The 2,546-nt window shown below is 62.0% G+C and carries 3 protein-coding genes and 1 pseudogene; 1 reads left to right on the top strand and 3 read right to left on the bottom strand.

Annotation, left to right across the window (positions count from 1 at the left end):
• The 3 genes and pseudogenes from ACXJKO_RS31165 to pdxY all read right to left on the bottom strand — a co-directional run.
• Window positions 1-206, bottom strand: a pseudogene (locus ACXJKO_RS31165) (hypothetical protein); the annotation flags it as partial.
• Complete coding sequence (locus ACXJKO_RS31160) at window positions 203-1,108, bottom strand: PhzF family phenazine biosynthesis protein (RefSeq protein WP_457094874.1); 906 nt, start codon at window positions 1,106-1,108, stop codon at window positions 203-205. The gene ACXJKO_RS31160 and the pseudogene ACXJKO_RS31165, both read right to left, overlap by 4 nt.
• A gap of 5 nt (window positions 1,109-1,113) precedes the next feature.
• Window positions 1,114-1,962, bottom strand: coding sequence for a pyridoxal kinase PdxY (gene pdxY, locus ACXJKO_RS31155; protein WP_457094873.1), 849 nt, complete (start codon window positions 1,960-1,962; stop codon window positions 1,114-1,116).
• 146 nt (window positions 1,963-2,108) lie between these two features.
• Between pdxY and ACXJKO_RS31150 the strand changes: the two genes are divergently transcribed.
• A partial coding sequence (locus ACXJKO_RS31150; RefSeq protein ID WP_457094872.1) for a DedA family protein occupies window positions 2,109-2,546 on the top strand: 438 nt, incomplete at its 3' end.

The following is a 2,546-nucleotide window of genomic DNA, read 5'->3' as shown; positions in this document are numbered from 1 at the left end:
AAATAGGTGTTACGGCATTCGTCTTGCCCGAATTCCAGATCTCGCAACAGCAACACGCGCCCATTGAACATCTTCGGCTTGTCTGCGACACGCCGTTTCCAGTTCTCTTCGATGAGATGCCGGTTCTGCTCCGCCCACGCCCATTCCATGGGAACGCAGCGCGCCTCGACACGCGAGACGCGCCGGATCTGAAACTCGGAATTCATGCCAGGATCTCGCCACGGCTCACCATGACGGCGCCGCCGCCGATCTCGGCGGAAATGAGTGCGCCGCTCTTGATCGTCATCTGCAAGGCGATCTCGCTGGGTCGTCCCATCTCGACGCCCTGCTCGATGATGATGTTGTGCTCGCCATCGCCCAGCGGCTCGCACTGCATGAGTGCGCCGGCTAACGCTGCTGCTGCGGAGCCAGTCGCGGGATCCTCAACGATGCCCATGCCGGGCCCGAACATGCGGGCACGGAAACGTAAGGTCTCGGCATCGGGAATCCGCGCATAGACATAAGCTGCCGGATGATCGCTGTCTCCGAAGATCTTGTCGAAGGCCTCGCCCTGCGGCTTGGATTTCGCCAGCGCCTCAAGAGAGGACACAGGCACGAGATCATAAGCAACGCCTGCCGAGTGGCGGCTTGGAATATGACGCGCGAAGCCGATGTCGGTTGGGTCGAGCCCGAGCGCCCAAGCGCATTGCGTCGACTCCTTGCCCTCGCCCCAGCTCGTAGGAAGGCGCGGCAGGCGGAAACGTGCTTCACCGTTCGTCGCATCCTTCACCTCGACAATACAGGGGACGATGCCGACCTTTTCCTTCAATCCGAATGCGACGGCACCAGCCTGTCCGTTCCGATCGAGCAGTGCGAGCAGCACCGCCGTTCCCACCGTCGGATGGCCTGCGAAAGGCAATTCGCGCACAGGCGTGAAGATGCGGATATCAGCGCGCTGATGCGCATCGGCCGATGGAAAGACGAATACCGTCTCAGACAGGTTGAACTCTTTCGCGATGATCTGCATTGCCGCGTCGTCGAGCCCCTTGGCATCGAGCACGACAGCCAGGGGATTGCCGGCGAAACGCTGCGAGGTGAACACATCGAGGGTGATGAAACGGCGGGGCATCAGGTTCAAACCTCTTCGGCGGTGAAACGATAGGTGGGCGAAACGAACTCGTCCTGCGCGGCGATGGTGAGGATCTCGCGAGAGCCCGCCTCCTCTGTGCGCTTGAGCAAGCCGTAGACGGAGGCCGCGGCCTCTGCGAGCGCCGTGGGCGCGGAGCGGGTGCGGGCGTAATGCACGAAGAACAAAGCCGCGATGGCATCGCCTGCTCCGTTGACGCTCAGCGACAGCTTGGGTGTGCGCACACGCCAGAAACGACCGCCCTCGCCGGCGATCATATCCACCGCGTCGTCGGGCGTTTCCCGCGTCTCCACGGAAGTGACGAGCACGGCCTTGGGGCCGAACTCCTGCACATTGGAGATGCCGCGCTTCACCTCGTTCAGACTATCCGTCGTCAGGCCCGACAGGTAATCGAGCTCGAATTGATTGGGCGTGATGATGTCGGCAGCGGGAAGCGCCTGATCGCGCATGAACTCCGGAATACCCGGGCGCACGAACACGCCGCGTCCCACATCGCCGATCACCGGATCGCAGCAATAGAGCGCCTCGGGGTTCAGCGCGCGCACGCGCTCCACCGCGCCGAGGATCGCGTTGCCGATATCGGCGGAGCCCATATAGCCGGAAAGGACGCCGTCACAACGCTCCAGCACGCCCCGTTCGGCGATGCCCTCGACCAGCTCCTCGATGGCCGGACCGTCGAAGACGCGGCCTTTCCAGGAGCCGTAGCCCGTATGGTTCGAGAACTGGACCGTATGGATGGGCCACACCTCGACGCCGAGACGCTGCATCGGAAAGACGGCGGACGCATTGCCCACATGGCCATAGGCGACATGAGACTGAATCGAGAGAACATTCATGGCTTTGCCCCTTCCCTCTTTGGGTAGCGCATCGGGCTTTAAGCTTCAAATCATGTGATGTGATCATTCGCATCACGAAGGTGGAAAACGGAAACGTGGCCTCGGGCTCCCGCGTTCGCTAGAACAGGCCCAACAGGAGGATTCGCGTGTATCTGGAGAGCATCACCAACACCGTGCTGGATTTCATCCGGGCGCATCAGAGCTATGCCCCGCTGATCGTCGGCTTGATGACCTTCGGCGAATCCTTTGCCTTCATTTCTCTGATCCTGCCGATGGTCACCATCCTGATTGCCGTGGGCTTCGCACTGGCTGCGGCGGATATTCCCTTCTGGCAGGTCTGGCTCGGAGCCTCGGTGGGCGCCTTCCTGAGCGCTTGGATTTCCTTCGAGATCGGCGCCAAAACCAAGAAGCGGGCCTATGGCGTGTGGCCCCTGTCGCGGAACCCGCAGCTCGTCGAGCGAGGGGAGCAGTTTTTCCAGCGCTTCGGCCCCTGGGCGCTGTTTCTGGGGCGCTTCTTCGGCCCGACCCGAGCCGTACTTCCGCTGATCGCCGGCATCTTCGTAATTCGCCGGCATCTTCGTAAT

This window comes from Microvirga sp. P5_D2 (assembly GCF_054049475.1).
This window is presented reverse-complemented; position numbering and strand designations above follow the sequence as displayed.

Coding starts and splice junctions, on each gene's coding strand:
- ACXJKO_RS31160 (WP_457094874.1), bottom strand. CDS start 1,108: ATGCCCCGCCGTTTCATCACCCTCGATGTGTTCACCTCGCAGCGTTTC.
- pdxY (WP_457094873.1), bottom strand. CDS start 1,962: ATGAATGTTCTCTCGATTCAGTCTCATGTCGCCTATGGCCATGTGGGC.